We start from the raw sequence: 1,188 nt of genomic DNA, 5'->3' as shown, positions 1-1,188 counted from the left end.
GTGAAGCACAGGCAGCACTCGATGCCTGCTTCGACGGTTCCTTCGGCGCCGCTGGCGCGGAAGTTGTGGTCGAGGAGTTCATGACCGGCGAGGAGGCGAGTTTCTTCTGCCTCTGCGACGGCACCACCGCACTGCCCTTCGGTACCGCGCAGGACCACAAGCGCGTCGGCGACGGCGACACCGGTCCCAACACCGGTGGCATGGGCGCCTATTCGCCGGCACCGGTGATGACGCCGGAACTGGTCGCGCGCACCATGCGCGAGATCATCGAGCCGACCATGCGCGGCATGGCCGAACTGGGGGCGCCGTTCTCCGGCGTGCTGTTTGCCGGGCTGATGATCACCGACAAGGGACCGAAGCTGATCGAATACAACACCCGTTTTGGCGATCCGGAATGCCAGGTGCTGATGATGCGGCTGAAGGATGATCTGCTGGTCCTGCTCAACGCGGCGACCGACGGCCAGCTTGCGCATACTTCGGTGCGCTGGCGCGACGAGGCCGCGCTCACCGTAGTAATGGCGGCGAGAGGCTATCCCGGCACGCCGGAAAAAGGCTCGGTCATCCGCGGCGTCGAAGACGCGGCGAGCGACGGCGTCCAGATCTTCCACGCCGGTACCGCCATCAATGGCGGCGCGCTGGTTGCCAATGGCGGCCGCGTCCTCAACGTGACGGCATCAGGCGCCACGGTCGGCGAGGCACAGAAACGAGCCTATGCCGCGCTTGACCGCATCGATTGGCCGGACGGGTTCTGCCGCCGCGATATCGGCTGGCAGGCCGTAGCGCGCGAACAGGGAACCTGAAGTTCCGCATTGGCTCACCGCTGGCCGCGATCGAGTTCGGTGGAAGCGGTGCTGAGTGGATCGGACACGGCAAAGGCAGCGTCGAGTTGTGCGGGTGAACGCCGTTCGGTCCGCTTCCAGGCGACATATTGGACAATGCCGAAGCTTGGCCGTCGCGGCACCGTCTTCACGACTGGCATGCGGAAGCCGTCGCGGAAACGGGACCAGCGTGTGCCCAACGCTGTAACCATGTCCTCGAGAGTCGGCGGCGCGGCCACAGACGCATAGGTGATGGTGACATTGCCGGCGAGGCCGGCCTCGCGTGAAACCGGTAGCGGTATCGAGGCGAGATAGTCCGGCGGCACGTCGATAAGCCCACCGAACGGCCATTGCGCGCGCAGCGTGGCGG

At 66.0% G+C, this 1,188-nt stretch carries 1 protein-coding gene and 1 pseudogene; one reads left to right on the top strand and one right to left on the bottom strand.

Annotated features, from left to right (window positions below; genetic code table 11):
- The coding region (purD, locus tag EN893_RS34795) for a phosphoribosylamine--glycine ligase (protein ID WP_128362200.1) at positions 1 to 800 on the top strand (800 nt) is incomplete at its 5' end.
- Positions 801 to 814: 14 nt separating this feature from the next.
- Here the strand turns inward: purD and EN893_RS34790 are convergent.
- A pseudogene (locus EN893_RS34790) lies at positions 815 to 1,188 on the bottom strand (muramidase); the annotation flags it as partial.

Origin of the sequence: Mesorhizobium sp. M7A.F.Ca.CA.004.04.2.1, from assembly GCF_004022825.1 — a bacterium.
Lineage (GTDB): Bacteria > Pseudomonadota > Alphaproteobacteria > Rhizobiales > Rhizobiaceae > Mesorhizobium.
This window is presented reverse-complemented; position numbering and strand designations above follow the sequence as displayed.